Below are 19,874 nucleotides of genomic sequence, written 5' to 3'. Positions count from 1 at the left end.
AGAAAAATGTGCGGTGGCGATGGCGAAAAGGACACACCTGTTCCCATTCCGAACACAGCCGTTAAGCTTTTCAGCGCCGAGGATAGTGAGGGGTTTCCCCTTGTGAAAGCAGGACGTTGCCGTGCACTTTTTTTTTTATATGGAGGTTTAGCTCAGTTGGGAGAGCATCTGCCTTACAAGCAGAGGGTCAGCGGTTCGAGCCCGTTAACCTCCATCGTTCTTTGAGTCATTAGCTCAGTTGGTAGAGCATCTGACTTTTAATCAGAGGGTCGCAGGTTCGAATCCTGCATGACTCATTACAGTTCTTACTGTAATGAGCTTTTTTTTTGCTCTGATTAGTATCAAGGTAGTGAAAAGATGTTGCTTTGCTACAGAATAGATTGTATAATGAAGTTAACTTTTTGATAGTGTACTACTGTTTTGTTTTTTTTGCACCCTTAGCTCAATTGGATAGAGTACCTGACTACGAATCAGGCGGTTAGAGGTTCGACTCCCCTAGGGTGCATATGTTTTTTTAAAATAACTCAAAAAATCTATTTCTTTAAGAAAAAGGGAAATAGATTTTTTTGTTTTATTTTTATGTACAAACGGATGTCACTATGCTCCCTTTAGTATAAAATTGAAATGAGTATTATTTGAAAGGATTTCATATATTTGATATTATTGATTTCCTATTTAATAAGGACTAATAATCATTAAAAAAGAGCCTTCTTCCTTTTCAAATCACTTGATTTGCTATATAATTAGTAATAGTCAAACAAAGTCAAAGTCAAATGTTGATAGGAAATTTTCATGAAAATTGATGGGAGAAAAGGAGGAGAATCTAAAAAAAGAATTTCTTGAATCATTCTTTCTTTTAGGTTAAGAGTCTATGCAAAATCATAACATGTCAGATATTATCGAAGCATATTTAAAAAAAGTATTGAACAGACAAGAACAAATTGAAATTCGTAGAAATGAAATAGCTGCACTGTTTGATTGCGTACCTTCTCAAATAAATTATGTAATCAATACTCGTTTCACTATTCAACATGGTTATTTAGTTGAAAGCAAACGAGGTGGCGGCGGATATATACGCATTATAAAAGTCCAATTATTAGATGAATCTGAATTTTTAGATACAATGATTGAAATTATCGGTGAAAGTATTAGTCAAAAGGACTCACAATCAATTGTTACTAAACTATTTGAAGATCAGTTGATTACGAGACGGGAAGCTAAATTGATATTGATAGCCATAGATAAGAGCTATTACACAATGGATAATAAGGCAGAAAAAAACATGCGAGCACGATTGATGAAATCATTCCTTACAAACTTAAAATATGAGGATCCCAACGAATACGGAGGCGAATAAAATGAACGAACTATTTACAGAAAAAGCAAAGACAGTCTTATATTTAGCTCAAAAAGAAGCTAAATCCTTTCGCCATCGTTCAGTTGGCACAGAGCATTTGCTTCTTGGCTTAATACTTGAAACAGATGGTATAGCTGGAAAAACATTAAGAGATTTAACACTAACTGAGGAAGACATAAGAGAAGAAATAGAACATTTCACAGGGTATGGTCCGGCTGGATCTGTCGATCATAAAAAAGTCCTTCCATACTCCCCACGGACTAGACAAGTGATCACTTATGCAACTGATGAAGCCAGAAGAATGAAATCGTCTTTAGTGGGAACAGAACATATTCTGCTAGGGATTTTAAGAGATGATGAAATATTGGCTTCCAAAATATTAGTGAATTTGGATATTCATTTGGCTAAAGCTAGACAAATGGTTGTAAAAAAATTGGGAAATGGTGCAGTTACTTCAAAAAGCCAAAAATTCTCTAGAAGCACGAAGAATCAAACAACAGCTAGTGGGACGCCTACTTTAGATGGTCTAGCACGAGACTTAACGGAGCTAGCACGTGAAGGCAAATTGGATCCCACTGTTGGAAGAGCACTCGAAATTAGAAGAATGGTTCAAATTCTGAATCGAAGAACAAAAAATAATCCGGTATTGGTCGGTGAGCCTGGAGTGGGCAAAACAGCTATTGCAGAAGGCTTAGCACAGAAAATTGCTAGCGGAGAAATACCAGCTACATTGGCCAACAAGCGGTTGATGGCTTTAGATATGGGTTCGCTAGTCGCTGGAACAAAATACCGCGGCGAATTTGAAGAACGAATGAAAAAAATCATAAATGAAATCTATCAAGATGGAGAAGTCATCTTATTTATCGATGAGTTGCATACTTTAATCGGTGCAGGGGGAGCGGAAGGTGCCATTGATGCATCAAATATTTTAAAACCTGCACTAGCACGTGGAGAACTTCAAACGATTGGCGCTACGACTCGTGATGAGTATCAAAAACACATCGAAAAGGACGCTGCTTTGGAAAGAAGATTTGCTCCAGTTCATATCAATCAACCTAGTCCCGAGGAAACGGAAGAAATTCTATACGGGTTGCGGTCAAGATATGAAGAACATCACGGGTTATCTATTTCCGACGATGCTATTAAAGCTGCAGTCCAATTATCACACCGGTATATCACCTCTAGACAGTTGCCAGATAAAGCTATCGATCTAGTTGATGAAGCGGCTTCTAAAGTTCGTTTGGATTATACAGATAAACCATCTACTTTTACAATAGCTAATCAGAAGTTAGAAGAACTTACAAAAGAAAAAGAAGAGGCTATTCAAAATCAAGATTTTGAAAAAGCTGCGAAGATCCGTTCACGAGAAATGCGACAAAGAAAAAAAATAGAGAAAATTTTACAAACAGAAAAAAATGAAGAACCAGTTGACCTAGAAGTTTCAGAACGTGACGTAGCAGAAATTGTTTCTCAATGGACGGGTATTCCAGTTCAACAAATGGAACAAAAAGAAACTGAGAGGTTAATGAATCTGGAAGGTGTATTGCATGAACGGGTGATTGGACAAGAGGATGCGGTCAAAGCTGTATCTCAAGCCATCAGGCGTGCAAGAAGTGGTCTAAAAGATCCGAATCGACCAATTGGTTCATTTATGTTTTTAGGTCCGACTGGGGTAGGGAAAACTGAACTTGCAAAAGCCTTGGCTGAAGCAATGTTTGGTAGTGAAGAGTCTCTTATCCGGGTGGACATGTCTGAATTCATGGAAAAATATAGTACGAGTCGTCTAGTAGGATCGCCACCCGGATATGTTGGGTATGACGAAGGTGGACAATTAACTGAAAAAATAAGACAAAAACCTTACTCAGTGGTCCTATTGGATGAAGTTGAGAAAGCTCATCCAGATGTTTTTAATATTCTCTTGCAAGTGTTAGATGATGGAATATTAACAGATGGAAAAGGCAGAAAAGTCGATTTCAAGAATACAATTATCATTATGACTTCTAACTTAGGGGCCACGACATTACGGGATGAGAAATCAGTCGGATTTGGCGCTAAGGATAAGCGATTTGATTATAAATCTATGCAATCGAAAATAATGGAAGAGTTGAAGAAGACTTTTCGTCCAGAGTTCTTGAATCGGGTAGATGATACAATTGTTTTCCATTCATTAACCAAAGAAGAGCTCAAACAAATTGTGAAGTTACTGTTGAGTGCTGTAATTGTGCGGTTGAAGGATTTAGGAATTCAGTTAAAAATCACCAATGCTGCAGCTGAAGTCATTGCTAAAGAAGGCTATGATCCTGAATATGGTGCCAGACCATTAAAAAGAGCAATTCAGAAAAAAATTGAAGATCGCCTTAGTGAGGCCCTTTTATCTGGAAATGTAAAATCAGGTACGAGCATTACCGTAGGGGCTACAAAAGGTGAGATTACTATAAAACTGAAACAAGAGAAAGAAAATAAAAAAAATGAAGCAGTAACACACTCGTAAACCGAAGAGGCTGAGACGATTCAATTGTCTCAGCCTCTTTCCTACGTATAGTCAAGCACATTGTCCTACAAACTAAATGGGCTCTAAAATGAGACCGGAAGAGTTGCTTTTAAAAATGAATCTTCGAGAGAATCTGAAACCTTCGTTTACTTTGTTATCAGTAGTTCTGGTGGTTGTGTATCTTTGGCTCTTTTTATTATTTTCTGTTATGATTTGTACAAGAATAAAAAAAGGATGTGAACATTGATATGGAACAAAGAACAAAACGGATTCTAATTGGTGTCAGTGCGGCTGTTGCAATAGGTGCAACAATTTATTTTGTTTCATCCGAAAGTACACAAAAGAAAATTATTTCCCAAATTAAACGGCAAAAAGCAAGATGTTATGTCAAAGATAAATTAAGAGGAAATAAAAAAGCAGTAGCATTGGTAGATAAGCTATCTGATAATGAAGTGGATCATTTACTCAGTACTGTTCACCGTGTCTCAGATTTGGAAGGTAAGTTAGCAGAATATAGTAATCAAATCAAAACAGTTTCAACTGATTTAAAGGATAATCTAAAAGATCGTTCAAAAGAAATGAAAAAGAAAATTGCTTCATAATTAATTTGAAAAAACTTCTTGCTTTTTTTTATGCAAGAAGTTTTTTTGTTTTTACACTATTGAATAAACAAATAGCATAGGAATAGATCATTCATATTTTTTAAGGATAAATGGGTTTTTTCATTAAATTTGTCCAAGCGGTATTGTAAAGTATTGCGGTGCAAATATAATGCTTTAGCGGCTACGCTTATATTCCCTTGGCTATTCCATAAAGCTAAAATAATTTCTACCCATTCGTATTCTTCAGTGAGAACTTGGTTGATTTTTTGACCAACTGGGCTATCTTTTAATTTATCGTGTGTATAATAATACAATGCGATATCAGCTAAAGTTGTCACTCGGTTTGAGTGAGTAGCCGGACCTATTTGGGACATTTGGTATTCTTCTTCATACAGTTCTTTTAAATTGGTAGTCTTTTCCCAATACTGTCCGATGTGCATGCGAGTTTGGATTGAAAAGTCATCATCGAGTGTCTGTAAAAAGCCACTCATTTCAGTTTCTGAAATAAAATTTGAAGAGTAAGATTGAATTAATATATACTGATTTTGTTGAATGAAAAACCCTTCTATATTTGGAGTGAAAATTTCATGAATCGCTCTCAGCCATTCTTTCTTTTCAAAAGTACTGTCTTTTTTATCTAAAAAAAAGAAAAGGAAACGGAGCGCCCCTTTGGAACTAGTAGGGACCATTGTTGTCTCCCCTGCTAAATAAGAAAACCAGTCTGATTTGGTTTCTTTTTTTAAAGGGGCGTCTTGGTCTAAAAGTATTTCAATCAGGTCCCACTCTTTTTCATTTTTATCTTTTTTGAAAAAATTTATCCAACCTTCTTTATAGGGGTAACTTCGCACAAGGGGATCATGGATTTTTATTTTAGATAAGGAAGCGTCTGGGTAAATATTTAGTAATTTCGATAAAGTCATTGGATAAGACCCCTTTACAGTTAGTTTCTCTTATTATTTTAACATTTATCTGTAGTGAGAGTGAGAGTTTGATATAATAAATAAAAAAGAAAAGGATAAGCCAATGGAATATACCGAAGCAGAAAAGAAACAATTCATGCAAGAGGCATTAAAAGAAGCAAAAAAGGCACAAGTTAAGGATGAAGTTCCCATTGGAGCTGTTATTGTGCTAGACAGGTCAATTGTTGGCAGAGGACACAATTTAAGAGAGACTACTCAAAATGCAACAACGCATGCGGAAATGATCGCCATTCAAGATGCGAATAAACAGTTAGAAAATTGGCGATTAGAAGATTGTGATTTATTCGTAACTTTAGAGCCTTGTGCAATGTGCAGTGGGGCAATGATCCTATCTCGAATCAGAAAAGTATATTATGGTGCTCCAGATCCCAAAGGAGGAACAGTAGAATCAATTTTCAACTTATTAGATGAGGATAAATTTAATCACCGCGTAACATATGAAAGAGGAGTCCTGGAAGAAGAGTGTGGTGAAATTTTAACGGAATTTTTTAGAAACTTAAGAAAAAGAAACAAGCAAAAAAAGCAACTGCAAAATGATGAGAAAAATAGAATATGAAATGATTGTCGTTTTGATTCGTTATTTTGTCGGAATCCAACTAAAAATGGGTGTTGATTGATTCGTATACAAAACAGGTCAAGTACTTAAAAACACATAAAAAAACGTGGAATAGTCAGTGATCGTCCATACAACACGACAACAGTAATGATCAATGAAAGTGCTGATCTAAATAGGGAACAGATTTAATTCCTATATTAAATCTTATTTTTTTAAGGTTCTCTGAATGGAATATGTTTGGATATAGGAAAGCTACTGCTGTAAATCCAATTGAATCCTTGGCTCTAGGCACTTGGTAAAATATGTGCTCAAGCAATTTTGGGTTACGTGGATAGGATAATTTTAAAGGCATGAAAATATGCTAAGGGAGGCGATGGAATGAATAAATTATTGTGTCCATTAATGGGTATACTATACTATTTGATTTACTTTGCGATTACTTTTGTTGTGTTCACATTTTTATTCCCTGATACGGTACTGACTTCGATTGTAGCAGGACTATTTATTTTTCTTATCAACCCTGTCATGGCGTCTATTTCAAGTTCTAAGACAACGTGTCGAATTAGGTGATAAAGATGGATGAAATTGTATAATATATGTATATGTAGGTGTATAGTTATATATAGTATATACGTGTCACGAATTAAAAGGAGGAATGGTTATTGTGTTGGAAGTGAAGCAACTAAAGAAGTCATTTGGGGATTTGATTGCTGTTGATCAATTGGACTTCACCATTAAAAAAGGTGAAATAATGGGAATCATCGGTCAAAACGGTTCAGGAAAAACGACCACGTTTCGTTTAATACTAGATTTACTACAACCCGATACAGGAACTGTGCTTTGGAATGGCAAACCCTTTCGCAAAAAAGAATATGATAGCGTGGGTTATTTGCCTGAGGAGAGAGGACTTTATCCAAAAGTTTCTATCGAAGATCAAATCGTTTATTTTGCTCAATTAAGAGGCAAAAAAAAGAAAGAGATCATTCCTTTAATTGATGAATGGATGGAAAAGTTTCAAGTGAAAGGAAAGCGTACCGATAAAGTAAAGACATTATCAAAGGGAAATCAACAGAAAGTTCAGTTGATTTGTACGCTCATTCATGAACCCGAATTAATTATTTTAGATGAACCCTTTAGTGGATTGGATCCAGTAAATGCAGGACTGTTGGAATTAGGTATCAAAGAAGCGAAAGAAAAAGGGGCAAGCATCATTTTTTCTAGTCACAATATGAATAACGTTGAAGAAATTTGTGATAGTTTGATCATGCTGCGTGATGGAGAAATGATACTAAAGGGATCAGTTCAGTCTATCCGCGAGCAATTCGGACGCACAAAAATATTCCTAGAAACACCCATTACGGCAGAAGTGATCAAACAGATGCCAGGAATCCTATCGATTAGAAAAACGATAGATGGGTTGCTAGAGTTAACATTAGAAGATGAAAAATATGGGAAAGCTATCTTTGATTTGGTAACAAAAGATGGTTATATTCAAACTTTCAGTCAACAACCTCCGACACTAGAAGAAATTTTTAAACGGAAAGCGGGGGAAATTCATGCGTAAATTTTGGATAATTGCAAAAGAAGTATACAAGAAAAATGTAAAATCTCTCGGTTTCATTACAATGATTTTATCTCCAATTATACTCGTAGCAATCATTGGTGTGATCATTTATCTCATTAGCAATACGGATATCTTTAGTCAAGATGATACCATTGCTATTGTGTCAGGTGACGAGTCCGTTCGTTCAGCACTGGTCGAGACGGAATTCACTGCTGAAAAAGATTTATCTATCACTACAGAAGCAGAAGCCAGAGAAGCTCTAGCGGCTGAAGAAATCGTTGGTTATATAATGGCTAGCGAAGAAAACAACACCCTCACAGCGGAGTTCGTTCATACGAGTCGAAACAATTCCCAAGCGGTAGCCATTTTGTCCAGTCAACTAACTGCATATCAAAATGCCCTGCGCGGCGGTGCCTTAGGCCTATCAGCCGAAGAAGTGAATCAATTATTTGAACCGGCGCGTGTAAGTGAATCTGTGGTCCGCGTGGAAGATGGAGAAATAATCGACCAAGATATGACAGAATATGCCATTAAGTTAGGTAGCGCATACGCAGTCGGGATCGGGATATTTATTTTTATCATGACTTATGCTGGTATCATAGCTGAGGAAGTTGCTTCTGAAAAAGGCACACGCATCATGGAAGTCATTCTCTCCAGCGTTTCTTCCACCACCCATTTTTTTGGGAAATTGGTTGGAGTACTCTTTATTTGTTTTACTCAAATCGGCTTGTATATCATTTTGGGCATCATAGGCTATCAGGTTTTTAAAGATGCAGAGTTCGTCCAACAATATATTGGGGGGATAGATATCGGCGAGATTCTTCAATCCTTACTGGGCTTCACCCTTATATTCTTTATTATAGGAGTCTTTATGTATGTGGTACTAGCCGCGTTCTTTGGATCGCTGGTTACTAAAATCGAAGATGTTAATAAAGCAGTGACTCCCATTGTATTTATCGCCATGATTGGATTTTATGGAGGGTTATTTGCATTCGGAGCGCCGGACCAGCCTTTAGTTCTCATTCTCTCGTATATTCCTTTATTTACTCCATTTATCATGCCGTTTAGGATCGCTGCAGAAACGGTCACGCAATCAGGGGTATGGATTTCTATTCTAGCTTCAGGAGTCTTTGCGGTGTTACTGACTTTTGTTTTTATTGAGCAAGTAGTACTATTTAAACTTGCTGTTTGCGAGAGCTTCTGTAATAGCGGCGAAGATTCCAAACCCGACCCCTACCAGAGGAAAGACGATCCAGGCAGTTGCCCATTGTCCGTTTACAAATCCTTGAAAAAGATAGTAAAAAGTTGCCAATGGAAACACTACAGAAGCGACTCTATCTGTAACTTTACGTGAATGAAATTGTGCGGGAGAGTGTGTGCCTTTAGTCAATAATTTTTCATACGTATCTTTTTGAATTCCAAAAAACACGAACAAGAAAACACCGGTAGCAATAAAGCTAAGTAGGAAAGCAACGCCAATAAGGTTTTCGGGGGCAAGAAAAATAGATGTCAGTAATAACGCGACCACACCGCTTATACAGAGCACGACCCCTGCTGCGATTGCATAAGGAAACCGAATTGTGAATTGTTTATACTCGGTTTGAATAGAGAGATAGGATTGCTTGTCGATTTTTAATTGTTTATTTGCATATGGATAATGCGATTCTCTTATTCCAAAAATGATAAACAAACCGACTCCAGAAGCAATAGTAAGGAGAAAAAGACTGACGGCTAATAAAGATAAAGCCTCTTCATGTATAGCTGGAAAAATCCAAGATAATAGCGATCCTGTAATGAGTAATAAAGGGATGGATAGGATACAAAGAAATACTCCAAATGAAATACCAAAAGCAAACTGATTTCTATGAACAAGGTATTCTTCAGCTTTTGCCGCGTTGAGAAGAAGTGTATCTTTTGAAGAAGTCTGTTTCGTTTCGATGGGTATGTCATATTCATCGATAATGTCATCAATATTTCCAAATTCGGAAATAACAATTCCAATGGCTTCAGCTTCATCAACGCCGGACTCTCGTATATGCAAGTATTTTTCTTCCATATTTGAAAGGATTTCTTCTTTTAAGGCATCGAGTTGAGGAGTAGACGGAAGGTCTATAAAAACAGATTCTACATAATTCTCTAATGTTTTCACTTTTTCATTCTCCTTTCGGGTTTTCCAAAAATGTATTTATGATCAATTGTGTTTCTTGCCATTCTTTTTTCTTTGTATGGTAAATTTCTCTACCGAGAGAAGTCATACGATAATACGTTCGTGGTTTGCCAAATGTTTCATCCCTTTTGTATGACGCGATCCAATTTTTCTTTTCTAAACGATTAAATGCAGAATACAACGTTGTTTCTTTCATAACATAATTTCCTTTGGAAATCTTTTTGATCTGATTCGATAATTTATAACCGTAAGAATCCTCTGTGTCTAAAAGGGATAAGATGATTAAATCATTAAAACCTCTCATGCTATCACTTGAAACCATTCCCACACCTCTTTTACTGTATCTGTTGGAGTAATGGTAACATGATTACTGTATTAGGTAAAGTAAAAAAAGCTTAATAAAAGAGGCATCAAATCATTATTTTAAATAGAAGTAGAAGTTATAAGGGCAGGTATGATAGAATAAAAAACAAATTGAACTGTTTGTGGAGGCCGGAAAAAAATGCCTTATGATTTTTGGGTAACTGCTGAATTATTCTATGAAACAATTCTAACTGTTTTAGGAATAATGGGTGCATTGATCGTATTGATACTGACTTATGTCTTGTTTTATGCAAGAAAGAGAAAGAGAAAGAAAATTTTGGTGAGGATCGCTGTCATTACTTTGTTGACAATAGTCAGTATAAGCGTAGGTGGTCACTTGTATTACCAAGATTATTTAAACGAAATTCGACTTGTGAATCCTTTAGTGCGGGATCGTTATCGTACACTAACGGGTTATAACTATTACTCTCGTTCAGAGGTCGTGGTGTATACTAATCTAAACGATCTGGAATCTTTAAGAAAACTGTCGATATATTCTTCTGATTTAATAGAAGAACCGATAGATTATTTAGGAAAAGGACAACATTATTACTTTTTTAAAAATAATAATGGGAAAATATTTAAACAAATAAGCGGAGTAGAATTTAGTGATCAAGTCAGTGAAGCAACGTTGCAAGGAGAAAAATTTTTCCTGACCGATGAAAAATTCAAAGAAATTGGATTCATAAATCTGGATAAAATAATGTATGATAAAATTCTGATCCCAATAGAAATGGAAGGTAAAGAATTCAAAGTTGATTTTACGCCTGATATTCCTGCAACAGAAGAAGTCTTTTTGAAATGGAATGTTCAATAAACTCTTTTTGTGATCATAAAAGAAATAGCACTGGATTTTTTTGTGGATTTAAGTTACAATTAAAAGTGCCGAAAGGCCTTGTGACAATGGCGGACATATGAACCGTGTCAGGTCCGGAAGGAAGCAGCACTAAGTATCGTTCCGCCATGTGTCACATGTACATAATAGAAGAAAAAAGTTTTTGATCTTTTGATCAAGAACTTTTTTTCTATTTGTTCTAAAGAAATCTGTTTAGCACTTAAAGATCAATTTAACTGTTACCCCCCTGATTTCCAACTGCTTTTAGCAAAAAAGGAAAGAAGGGATTATTTTAGATGTTTCTATTCACTCTCCATTCTTTTATAATAATATAGAGAAGCAGGAATGAAGAAAGGAAGAGCAAGAATGAGCTATCAAGCGTTGTACCGCGTGTGGCGTCCACAACTTTTTTCAGATGTGGCAGGCCAGGAAGCTATTACACAAACTTTGAAGAACGCATTAATACAATCTAAAACAAGTCATGCTTATTTGTTTACCGGTCCTAGAGGAACAGGGAAAACAAGTGCAGCAAAAATCTTTTCCAAGGCTATCAATTGTCCCAATAGAGTTGATGGAGAACCTTGTAACGAGTGCGAAATATGTCAGTCTATCACGCAAGGGAAATTAAATGATGTAATTGAAATCGATGCCGCGAGTAATAATGGCGTAGAAGAAATTAGGGACATTCGTGAAAAAGCCAATTATGCTCCGACGAGTGCTGAATATAAGGTTTACATTATTGATGAGGTACACATGCTATCGACAGGAGCATTTAATGCTTTATTAAAAACATTAGAAGAACCGCCGGCAAATGTCATTTTCATTTTAGCTACAACAGAACCGCATAAAATACCCTTGACTATCATTTCAAGGACACAAAGATTCGATTTCAAAAGGATACCTATTCATTCTATAATTAAACGAATGGAATATATTTTGGGACAAGAAGAAATCCAATATGAAGAAGAATCCTTACCTGTTATAGCTCGGGCTGCTGAAGGTGGAATGCGTGACGCTTTGAGCATACTCGATCAGACGATCTCTTTCTCTCAAGAAAGAGTTTCTGTTGCAGATGCTATGCGTATTACCGGAAGCTTGACACAAGAATTGCTATTAGATTATTTTCAAGCAATGATCGATAATGATACTAAAGAAGGCCTGGCAATCCTGCAATCGCTGCTTGCTGAAGGTAAAGATCCTCTTCGCTTTGTAGAAGATGTGATCCTCTTTAGTAGAGATATTCTTATATACCAGCAAACTTCTGGAAAAGAAGAGTTGCTCAAACAAGCAAAAATCGATGAGAAATTTAAAAAAATTACAGAAAAGCTGACTTCAACTGTTGTATATGAAATAATTCATACGTTTAATCAAACCCAACAAGAATTGAAAGCTTCCAATCATGCAGAGATATATTTAGAAGTCGCTACCGTGCGGTTAACGGAACAAGTTGCTTCTGTAACCGAACAAAGGGTGATCAGTACAGATCCAGTTGCACAAACAGAAAACAATGATGAAATTTCTAATCTAAAAGTGCAATTAAACGAGATGCATCAACTCATTAAAAAATTGCAAACAGCTCATTCTGGACAAGCTGTTCCAGAGAAGAAGAAGAAAAGCAAAAAAATATCAGCGGGATCAATTTTCAAACCAAACAAGACCGCTATTTTCCAAGTTTTAGACCATGCGACAAAGAAAAATTTAGCAGAATTACGGGAAGTATGGCCGGATTTGATGAATATGCTCACCGTCACCCAGAGAGCTGTTTTAAAAGCTTCAACACCTGTTGCAGCAAGTCCCAAAGGGTTGGTTGTATCTTTTCAATACGATATACTCTGCCAGAAAGCTACAGAAGATACAGAGTTAAACAAAGATATTGCACTGCATTTACAAAAATTGGTAGGGTATGAAGCCCGCCTCAATAGTGTTACCGAAGAGCAATGGCCCGTAATTAGGAAAGAATACATTCGCCAACTAAAACAACATGATAGTGAAGATACTAATGAAAATGCTGAGAAGAGTGAACAGTCTCCACAAGAAAAAGAAAAAGATGCTGGAGACGAACTGGTTACCGAAGCAATTCAATTATTTGGTCAAGAAATTGTAAAAGTGAAAGAGAGTTCGGTATAATAGTCAAAGAGACTAATAATTAGAAACAGAGAGGATGATCCGTAATGCGCGGAGGAATGGGAAATATGCAAGGTATGATGAAAAAAATGCAAAAGATGCAAAAAGAGATGGCAGAGGAACAAGAACAATTAAATCAAAAAGAATTTAATGGCGTAGCTAATAACGACTTAGTATCGGTTACAATGACTGGTGATAAAAAAGTGAAAAAAGTATCTATTAAAGAAGATATAGTGGATCCGGAAGATATAGAAATCATGGAAGATCTCGTCTTGATCGCTGTAAACGATGCATTGAGTAAAGTTGATAAAGAAACAGAAAAAGTAATGGGGAAATACGCTAAAGGTATGCCAGGTATGTAATAAGAGTACTTTCTTGAAGAAATGAGGAAAGAGTATGCATTATCCAGAACCAATTTCTCAATTGATGGATAGCTTTATGAAGCTACCTGGAATTGGTGAAAAAACCGCGTCTCGCTTAGCTTTTTATACAATTAATATGAGGGAAGAAGATGTGACCTCTTTCGCTAAAGCGTTAATTAGTGTGAAAAGAGATTTGCAATACTGTTCGATTTGCGGAAATATTACTGAAAATGATCCATGTGATATCTGTGAAGACAAGAGAAGAGATCGAAGTACCATCATAGTAGTGGAGCATCCAAAAGAAGTTATCTCTTTAGAAAAAATGAATGATTTTAAGGGACTTTACCATGTCTTGCATGGTGTCCTTTCTCCAATAGAAGGTACTGGTCCAGAAGATATCAATATACCTACCTTAATCAAGAGATTACAAGATGAAGAAGTAAAGGAAGTTATTCTCGCTACTAATGCTACCGCTGAAGGCGAAGCAACGGCAATGTATTTATCACGGCTGATTAAGCCGGCAGGTATAAAAGTAACGCGTTTAGCTCATGGATTATCGGTGGGCAGTGATATAGAATATGCTGACGAAATGACATTGTTAAAAGCGGTGGAAGGGCGTCGAGAGATCTAATGGGGATTCGAAACTTATTCCGGAAAAAACAAACACTTCAAGAAATTTATGATGAGAAACTATTGTCATTGATTCGAAAAAAGAATAAGGAATGGCAAAGAGTAAGCCATTTGCATGATATGTCTGGCTCAGAACATGACTGGCAAGATGTAGAGCTGAAATTAGCCAAGGCCACTTATTTTTATTTGTATAAAGAAGCAAGACAAAGAGGGATCAAAGACTACTTTTAAAAAGAGGGATTAGGATACGGTCAACTATCCTAGCCCTTTTTTAATAAAAAATGAAAAGGAGTTTAGTAGTCCGATCGAGCACTTTTCATGTATACTATACATAAGAAAAATAGAATTGAGGCAGAGAATGTGAAGGGAATATTTATAACTTTTGAAGGTCCCGACGGTTCGGGTAAGACAAGTGTTATCAGAGAAATAGTGAGACGACTTGAGGAACAACAAGACAGTGTTATTTCTACACGAGAGCCGGGAGGAAACCGTATAGCGGAAATGATTCGAGAACTGATATTAGATCCGCAAAATACGGATATGGATGAACGGACGGAAGCATTGCTGTATGCAGCTAGTAGAAGACAACATTTGAAAGAGACCATTCTTCCTGCGCTAACGAGAGGCAACATTGTCATATGTGATCGCTTTGTCGATAGTTCTGTGGTTTATCAAGGCTATGCCAGAGGAATTGGAATGGAAGAAGTCGCCCAAATGAATCAGTTTGCAACAGAAAGTCTGTCTCCTGATTTAACACTTTATCTTGATGTAGAAGCAGAAATTGGATTGCAGCGCATTAATCAAGGAAAAGAAAAACGACAATATGATCGGTTAGATCGAGAAGCACTTTCTTTTCATCAGTTAGTCAGAAGCGGTTATTTAAAGGTTGTTGCAAAAAACACAGATCGAATCGTTACAGTTGATGCGAGTGCTGAATTGGAAAAGGTAGTAGAAAGTAGTTGGCAAATCATTCAAAAATTCATTCAAAGACGCACTAACTAATGGAGGGGTATAATATGAAAATGATAGTAGCGATCGTTCAAGATCAAGATAGTCGGAGATTATCCGATGATTTTGTAGAGCATGGAATGCGCGCGACAAAATTATCCTCTACAGGAGGATTTTTAAGAGCGGGGAATACTACTTTTATAATAGGTATAGAAAACCGAAGAGTAGAAGAAGTTTTAGCGGTAATAAAAGGAAATTGCTCTACACGGAATCAAACCGTGATGAATCCTCCAACCTATGACTTATCAATGGAAACAGATTTGACCTATCCCATTGATGTAGAAGTAGGGGGAGCAACTATCTTTGTACTCCCCATTGACCAATTTAAACAATTTTAGTTAAAGTAGGTGCGTACTATTATTGAAACAAGCGATAGTAAACAAGTAGCTCTTGTTCAACATTTTCAACACTTGAATAGGATCAATCAATTAGGTCATGCATATTTGCTAGAGGGATCGAAAGGAACAGGGAAAAAACAAACGGCTTTACGCGTAGCTGAAGCGATTCATTGTATACACCCTAAACCAGATGGAGAATCATGTGGAAAATGTGTGAATTGTTCTCGCATACTCACAAACCAACATCCGGATGTGATCGAAGTAGAACCGGATGGGCTTTCTATAAAGGTTGACCAAATACGTTCTTTGAAATCAGAGTTATCCAAAAGTGGTATGGAAGGGAATAAAAAGATTGTTATCATCAACCAAGTTGACACGATGACAGTCGGAGCTGCGAATAGTCTTTTGAAGTTCATTGAAGAACCAGAAGGAGATATGTTGTTTTTTCTTCTAACTCTTTCTAAACAAAGAGTACTGCCTACGATCCAATCAAGATGTCAAATCTTTCATTTACAACCGCTCCCGATTCAATTAAAAATCAGGCAATTAGAAGCAAGAGGATTGAGTACTAGCCAAGCCCATTTATTTGCTAACCTCACCAACGATGATGATGAAGCCTTACAATGGGATGCTGATGAAGAAATGACTCAATTGGTTCAATCAGTTTGGAGATGGTATGTCTTTTTAGAAAAAAAGGATATGCTGGCATTCGTGCATGTGCAGACAGAACTGATGAGCATTTCAAAAGATAGAGAAAAACACCGGTTGATTTTAGAGATTTTATTATTTCTGTACCGTGATAGTTTGCGGTTGTTTTATGATGAAAAAACGACCATTTTAGCATTTATTGATAAGCAAGCAGAAATCAAAAAGTTCACTAACAATAGAACAGCACTTAAACTCATCCAGTGTATCGAAACTATTTTGCAAGCACGAAAAAAATTGGAGAGTAACGTTCCTGCTCAAGGTGTGTACGAGCAGTTAACTTTGAAGATTACTCAGGGTTAAACTCTGAAGAGATCACTCTAGTAAAGATTGCGTTTAACCTGTTTTAAATGGTATGATAGCTCTAGGAATATTAGAGGAGAGGAAGCAAAGAGTTGGTGAGACTATGAATAAAAAAGAAGTTTATGATACATTTGCACAATTAGAAAAAGATGCAACGGCCACTCTTGAGCAACTCCAAAAAATGAAACACGAAGTCGAATTGCTCATGGAGTCAAATACAGCATTGTCGATTGAAAATCAACATTTACGCGATCGATTAGCTGAATTAGAAAAACAAGAACAACTGAATAAGGAAATGAGCACACCCGAAATGAGTCAGTCTCGATTGAATTTAGAGAAAATTTATGAAGAGGGATTTCATGTGTGCAATGTTTTTTATGGCTCTCGTAGAGTAGAAGATGAGCCTTGCGCATTTTGTATAGATGTTATCTATGGTGAACGCAAATAAAACAAATAGCCATATGTATCATTTTGAAGAATGAGTTAAATGAAAAATCCAATAGTTTGACCAAGAAGTTTAGGAATCTAACCTAGACTTCTTTTTTATTTTATTAGAAGAACGGGTAAAAAAAGAGAACTAGAATAAAGGGTTTCTGTAAAATAGAATTATGCTATACTGAAAGAATAATGAAGAAAAAGGAATGAGAAATATGGTTTATCTAAGAGAAGATGAAAGAATTGATCGCTTGATGAGTGTGAACTTAGACATTATTCAAAGCCATACTGTTTTTTCTTTTTCGATTGATGCAATTTTATTGGCAAATTTTGCTCAGATCCCTTCACATGATCGAGCTTCCATTGTTGATTTATGTTCGGGTAATGGAGCGGTAGCCTTGATGCTGAGCGGTAAAACAAAAAGTTCAATCAAAGGGATAGAAATTCAAGAGCGGTTAGCGGATATGGCCACCCGTAGTATCCAACTGAACAATTTAGCCGATCAAATTGATATGATAGAGGCGGATATTGCTGAAACTACTCAATGGATCAAAAAGGATTCCGTGGACATTTTGACATGTAATCCACCTTATTTTCCGATTCATTCCTTAAGCAAAAAAAATCCGAATCCATATTTGGCTATTGCTCGTCATGAAATCCATGCAGATCTTGATTTGGTAATGAAAGTGTCTAGTGATCTGCTGAAAACAAATGGGAAAGCATATATTGTTCATCGTCCCGATAGAATGTTGGAAATATTAGATACGATGAAAAAATATCGGCTGATACCTAAAAAGATTCAATTCGTTTATCCCAAAAAAGGGAAAGAAGCTAATATTTTATTGATAGAAGCGATAAAAGATGGAAGTATGGCAGGATTTAAATCACTGCCACCCATCATTATTTACGACGAAAATGATGAATATGTTCCAGAAGTGAGAAAGATGATCTATGGTTGACCTGGACAAGAAAAGTTATTTTTATGTTGCTTATTGCCGAGACCAAACTTTCTATGGAGGCTACACAACAGACTTAGAAAGGCGATTAGAACAACACAATACCGGTAAGGGCGCAAAGTATACACGAGCACAGTTTAGACGTCCCGTACAAATGATCTATGCAGAATCCTATACATCAAAAAGCGAAGCGATGAAAGCAGAATATGCTTTCAAAAAATTGTCTCGCAACAAAAAAGAACAGTTTTTAAAAGGAAAAGGAATTGTAACTCCTTTTGGACAATATACGTATTGTACGGTCTATCCAGGAGTTCATCCGGAAAAAAGTTGAGAAAAGGAGCATTCCTTATGCTTAGTCAAAAAAGTTTTGAAGCGAATCAATCAAACGGAAGTTTGTATTTAGTTCCTACCCCCATAGGAAATTTGGAGGACATGACATTTCGTGCTGTTCGGATATTAAAGGAAGTCGATTTAATAGCCTCAGAAGATACTCGACAAACCCAAAAATTACTCAATCATTTTTCTATTACTACAAAACAAATCAGTTTTCATGAACACAATACACAAGAGCGAATCGGGCAATTAATAAGGCAATTAGAAGAAGGACGATCGATTGCACAAGTAAGTGACGCGGGCATGCCTTCTATTAGTGACCCTGGTTTCGAATTGACCAAAGCGGCAATAGAAAAAGGAATCGCTGTTGTACCTTTACCAGGGGCGAGTGCAGGAGTTACCGCCTTAGTAGCATCTGGATTAGAGCCCCAACCCTTTTATTTTCACGGGTTTTTACCACGCAAGAAAAAAGAATTAAAAAGCGAATTGGAAAAACTGGATAAAAGACAGGAAACAATTATTTTATATGAAGCTCCTCATCGTCTGAAAGCAGTCATGCAGGCAATTGAAAATGTAATGGGGACAGAAAGAAAAATAGTATTAGCAAGAGAGCTTACAAAGCGCTACGAAGAGTTTCTTAGAGGGAATGCGGAAGAAATCAATGAGTGGATCAACTCTAACCAGCCAAGAGGGGAATTTTGTATACTCATCGAAGGGTCCAAAGAGGCACCCAAAACAGAAACACCAGACTGGACGGACTGGACACTGGAAGAACATGTGAAACTGTTGATGCAACAGGATTCATTAACGAGTAAAGAAGCAATCAAGAAGGTAGCCCAGTTAAGAGATATACAAAAAAGAGAAGTTTATGCAGCTTATCACGGATTACTAGACTAACCAATGAAAAGGAGAACAAGTAAATGAAAATAATAGCGAAATGGATCTCACTTTCTGCAACAAGTGTTTTTCTACTGACAGGTTGTGCGACAGAAGATGCTCCCCAAGAGGATACAAGTGCAGTTTCGGAAAATAGTGTCACCTCTGGAGAAGATGTCTATACGAATATGATCGATACTGCAAAAGAGCAGTATGAAGCAAACAAGTATGATGCAGCAGCTGGAACATTATCAGTTTTGCTCCAAAACGATTTAAGTGATTTTGAAGCTATTCAAGTAGAAGCACAAGGGTTATTGAGTGAAATCAATCAAATACAAGCGGATGAAGTAAAAAAAGAGTTAGAACAAACGGAAACAAATTATCAAACAGAAAGAAGTTCTGAGATAGCTAATCAAGAGTTTGAAAAAGATACAGAACAACCAATTAAAGAAGCGACTGATGAAGAAATAGAAGCATGGTTAGCCAAAAATGAATCTGCAAAAAGCGTAAAAGCAGAAGAAATTGATCAAGAAGCGAAGGATACAAGTGAAAGCACGAGTGAAAATATGAGTGAAGAATTAAACCAAGAGGTAATGGCTACTGAAAAGGAAACAGAAGTTTTAAACAAGGTAATGGAAAAACTAGAAATCGATCCAAGGGGATATGAATTTTTCTTAGTGGAAGCTGAAGGGATTTATCAAGTTGAAGTAAGAGAACCCTTAGAAATTGATGAGGTAGAAATTTCTCATTTGATTGCAATTGTGGAATACAATACTGAGGAAGATACATATAAAAAACTGGATCCTGTTACAGGAGAATATGGCCCCTTCTAAATCTATTACACAAGAAAGAACCTGCAACTCTTTTAAAAGAGTTGCAGGTTCTTTCT

At 36.5% G+C, this 19,874-nt stretch carries 21 protein-coding genes, 3 tRNA genes, 1 rRNA gene, 1 other RNA gene and 1 pseudogene; 24 read left to right on the top strand and 3 right to left on the bottom strand.

Annotated features, from left to right (window positions below; genetic code table 11):
* Nucleotides 1-9: 9 nt before the first annotated feature.
* The 7 genes from rrf (at nucleotide 10) to H626_RS0108395 (ending at nucleotide 4,450) form a co-directional block, all read left to right on the top strand.
* A 5S ribosomal RNA gene (rrf, locus tag H626_RS0108425) occupies nucleotides 10-125 on the top strand.
* Between the two features lie 16 nt (nucleotides 126-141).
* Nucleotides 142-214 (top strand) — tRNA-Val (locus tag H626_RS0108420).
* A 9-nt stretch (nucleotides 215-223) separates the two neighbouring features.
* A tRNA-Lys gene (locus H626_RS0108415) sits at nucleotides 224-296 on the top strand.
* A gap of 135 nt (nucleotides 297-431) precedes the next feature.
* Nucleotides 432-505 (top strand) — tRNA-Arg (locus tag H626_RS0108410).
* 366 nt (nucleotides 506-871) lie between these two features.
* Nucleotides 872-1,357 (top strand): CtsR family transcriptional regulator, encoded by a 486-nt coding sequence (locus tag H626_RS0108405; protein ID WP_027108974.1) that lies wholly within the window; start codon nucleotides 872-874, stop codon nucleotides 1,355-1,357.
* Nucleotide 1,358: 1 nt separating this feature from the next.
* Nucleotides 1,359-3,848: an ATP-dependent Clp protease ATP-binding subunit gene (locus H626_RS0108400; RefSeq protein WP_027108973.1), complete on the top strand. Its 2,490-nt coding sequence runs from the start codon at nucleotides 1,359-1,361 to the stop codon at nucleotides 3,846-3,848.
* A gap of 248 nt (nucleotides 3,849-4,096) precedes the next feature.
* The gene (locus H626_RS0108395) at nucleotides 4,097-4,450 is read left to right on the top strand and encodes a hypothetical protein (protein WP_027108972.1); all 354 of its coding nucleotides are present in this window, start codon (nucleotides 4,097-4,099) and stop codon (nucleotides 4,448-4,450) included.
* Between the two features lie 56 nt (nucleotides 4,451-4,506).
* On the opposite strand, the gene H626_RS0108390 is transcribed toward H626_RS0108395, so the two are convergent.
* On the bottom strand, nucleotides 4,507-5,370 hold the full coding sequence (locus H626_RS0108390; protein ID WP_027108971.1) for a PucR family transcriptional regulator: 864 nt from the start codon (nucleotides 5,368-5,370) through the stop codon (nucleotides 4,507-4,509).
* A gap of 103 nt (nucleotides 5,371-5,473) precedes the next feature.
* Here H626_RS0108390 and tadA point away from each other — a divergent pair, with 103 nt between their 5' ends.
* The 3 genes from tadA (at nucleotide 5,474) to H626_RS10985 (ending at nucleotide 8,904) form a co-directional block, all read left to right on the top strand.
* Complete coding sequence (gene tadA / locus H626_RS0108385; protein ID WP_027108970.1) at nucleotides 5,474-5,986, top strand: tRNA adenosine(34) deaminase TadA; 513 nt, start codon at nucleotides 5,474-5,476, stop codon at nucleotides 5,984-5,986.
* A 664-nt stretch (nucleotides 5,987-6,650) separates the two neighbouring features.
* Nucleotides 6,651-7,550, top strand: coding sequence for an ABC transporter ATP-binding protein (locus tag H626_RS0108380; protein WP_027108969.1), 900 nt, complete (start codon nucleotides 6,651-6,653; stop codon nucleotides 7,548-7,550).
* On the top strand, nucleotides 7,543-8,904 hold the full coding sequence (locus H626_RS10985; protein WP_051237921.1) for an ABC transporter permease: 1,362 nt from the start codon (nucleotides 7,543-7,545) through the stop codon (nucleotides 8,902-8,904). Before H626_RS0108380 ends, H626_RS10985 begins: the two co-directional genes overlap by 8 nt.
* 606 nt (nucleotides 8,905-9,510) lie before the next feature.
* Here H626_RS10985 and H626_RS11820 read toward each other — a convergent pair.
* Together H626_RS11820 and H626_RS0108365 are read right to left on the bottom strand one after the other, a co-directional pair.
* Nucleotides 9,511-9,699, bottom strand: a pseudogene (locus H626_RS11820) (permease prefix domain 1-containing protein); the annotation flags it as partial.
* A gap of 4 nt (nucleotides 9,700-9,703) precedes the next feature.
* Nucleotides 9,704-10,039 (bottom strand): PadR family transcriptional regulator, encoded by a 336-nt coding sequence (locus H626_RS0108365; protein ID WP_027108967.1) that lies wholly within the window; start codon nucleotides 10,037-10,039, stop codon nucleotides 9,704-9,706.
* A gap of 180 nt (nucleotides 10,040-10,219) precedes the next feature.
* Here H626_RS0108365 and H626_RS0108360 point away from each other — a divergent pair, with 180 nt between their 5' ends.
* The 14 genes from H626_RS0108360 (at nucleotide 10,220) to H626_RS0108300 (ending at nucleotide 19,818) form a co-directional block, all read left to right on the top strand.
* Nucleotides 10,220-10,897, top strand: a complete 678-nt coding sequence (locus H626_RS0108360; protein WP_027108966.1) for a hypothetical protein — start codon at nucleotides 10,220-10,222, stop codon at nucleotides 10,895-10,897.
* 75 nt (nucleotides 10,898-10,972) lie between these two features.
* Nucleotides 10,973-11,060, top strand: an RNA gene (gene ffs / locus H626_RS11355) — signal recognition particle sRNA small type.
* Nucleotides 11,061-11,281: 221 nt separating this feature from the next.
* Nucleotides 11,282-13,042 carry a DNA polymerase III subunit gamma/tau gene (dnaX, locus tag H626_RS0108355; RefSeq protein ID WP_027108965.1) on the top strand — a complete coding sequence of 587 codons (1,761 nt, stop codon included), beginning with the start codon at nucleotides 11,282-11,284 and terminating at the stop codon, nucleotides 13,040-13,042.
* A 44-nt stretch (nucleotides 13,043-13,086) separates the two neighbouring features.
* Nucleotides 13,087-13,401: a YbaB/EbfC family nucleoid-associated protein gene (locus H626_RS0108350; protein WP_027108964.1), complete on the top strand. Its 315-nt coding sequence runs from the start codon at nucleotides 13,087-13,089 to the stop codon at nucleotides 13,399-13,401.
* Between the two features lie 34 nt (nucleotides 13,402-13,435).
* On the top strand, nucleotides 13,436-14,032 hold the full coding sequence (recR, locus tag H626_RS0108345; RefSeq protein ID WP_027108963.1) for a recombination mediator RecR: 597 nt from the start codon (nucleotides 13,436-13,438) through the stop codon (nucleotides 14,030-14,032).
* Nucleotides 14,032-14,262 (top strand): YaaL family protein, encoded by a 231-nt coding sequence (locus tag H626_RS0108340; protein ID WP_027108962.1) that lies wholly within the window; start codon nucleotides 14,032-14,034, stop codon nucleotides 14,260-14,262. Before recR ends, H626_RS0108340 begins: the two co-directional genes overlap by 1 nt.
* 129 nt (nucleotides 14,263-14,391) lie before the next feature.
* Nucleotides 14,392-15,033, top strand: a complete 642-nt coding sequence (gene tmk / locus H626_RS0108335; protein ID WP_027108961.1) for a dTMP kinase — start codon at nucleotides 14,392-14,394, stop codon at nucleotides 15,031-15,033.
* Nucleotides 15,034-15,047: 14 nt separating this feature from the next.
* A complete protein-coding gene (locus H626_RS0108330) occupies nucleotides 15,048-15,377 on the top strand; it encodes a cyclic-di-AMP receptor (protein WP_027108960.1) in 330 nt (109 codons plus the stop codon).
* Nucleotides 15,378-15,386: 9 nt separating this feature from the next.
* Nucleotides 15,387-16,385: a DNA polymerase III subunit delta' gene (gene holB / locus H626_RS0108325; protein ID WP_051237919.1), complete on the top strand. Its 999-nt coding sequence runs from the start codon at nucleotides 15,387-15,389 to the stop codon at nucleotides 16,383-16,385.
* Nucleotides 16,386-16,488: 103 nt separating this feature from the next.
* Nucleotides 16,489-16,833, top strand: a complete 345-nt coding sequence (locus H626_RS0108320) for an initiation-control protein YabA (RefSeq protein ID WP_027108958.1) — start codon at nucleotides 16,489-16,491, stop codon at nucleotides 16,831-16,833.
* Between the two features lie 202 nt (nucleotides 16,834-17,035).
* The gene (locus H626_RS0108315) at nucleotides 17,036-17,779 is read left to right on the top strand and encodes a tRNA1(Val) (adenine(37)-N6)-methyltransferase (protein ID WP_035619061.1); all 744 of its coding nucleotides are present in this window, start codon (nucleotides 17,036-17,038) and stop codon (nucleotides 17,777-17,779) included.
* Nucleotides 17,772-18,107, top strand: coding sequence for a GIY-YIG nuclease family protein (locus H626_RS10980; protein WP_051237918.1), 336 nt, complete (start codon nucleotides 17,772-17,774; stop codon nucleotides 18,105-18,107). The genes H626_RS0108315 and H626_RS10980 overlap by 8 nt, the downstream gene beginning before the upstream one ends.
* A gap of 17 nt (nucleotides 18,108-18,124) precedes the next feature.
* Complete coding sequence (rsmI, locus tag H626_RS0108305) at nucleotides 18,125-19,006, top strand: 16S rRNA (cytidine(1402)-2'-O)-methyltransferase (protein WP_027108956.1); 882 nt, start codon at nucleotides 18,125-18,127, stop codon at nucleotides 19,004-19,006.
* A 23-nt stretch (nucleotides 19,007-19,029) separates the two neighbouring features.
* Nucleotides 19,030-19,818 carry a hypothetical protein gene (locus tag H626_RS0108300; RefSeq protein WP_027108955.1) on the top strand — a complete coding sequence of 263 codons (789 nt, stop codon included), beginning with the start codon at nucleotides 19,030-19,032 and terminating at the stop codon, nucleotides 19,816-19,818.
* The last annotated feature ends 56 nt before the right edge of the window (nucleotides 19,819-19,874 follow it).

This window comes from Lacticigenium naphthae DSM 19658 (assembly GCF_000425865.1).
In the GTDB taxonomy this organism is placed as follows: Bacteria; Bacillota; Bacilli; order Lactobacillales; family Carnobacteriaceae_A; genus Lacticigenium; species Lacticigenium naphthae.
Note: the sequence above shows the minus strand (reverse complement) of the source record. Positions and strands in the feature narration are given on the sequence as shown.